Genomic DNA, 565 nt, shown 5'->3' on the forward strand with positions numbered 1-565 from the left:
CAAAACCAACTGATCGCCATAATACATTGATATACAACACGATCCGATTTCGCGATGGCAATTGTGTGTCTCGTTTGACGATAAGGCTGCCAGCGAAATTTCAACTCTGGCGCGCAGGCGTGCGCGACGGGAATTGCTCTGCTGGCGAGATAGCCGAATACAGCAAAGATAACGACACAAAAAGACAGGCAACGTATTTTGCTTGCTCGTGTGAGGCAATAATACCCGCGCCTAATGTACCGACGAGAATAGCAATAAAAGTACCCGCTTCAACCAAAGCGTTGCCGGGGACGAGCTCTTCTTGTTTCAGTTGCTGTGGCAGTAGCGCATATTTGACCGGGCCAAAAAATGCCGACTGTGTGCCCATCAAAAACAACAGCAGCAATAAGATGGTGTAGCTCTCGGTAATAAAACCGATAGCGCCGAGCAACATAATGGCGATTTCAAACAGTTTGACCTTGCGAATAAACCAAGACTTTTCGTATTTGATCATGCCAGCTACACCTGCTGACGCTGAAAAAAGGAAGAACGGCAGATGAAATAAGCCAGCGGCAAGGTTGATGAA

The 565-nt window shown here is 47.3% G+C and carries 1 pseudogene; it reads right to left on the reverse strand.

The features are described from left to right. Positions 1–565 (reverse strand): annotated as a pseudogene (locus tag CIK04_RS25045) (MFS transporter); the annotation flags it as partial.

It is taken from the genome of Vibrio sp. 03_296 (assembly GCF_002265885.1).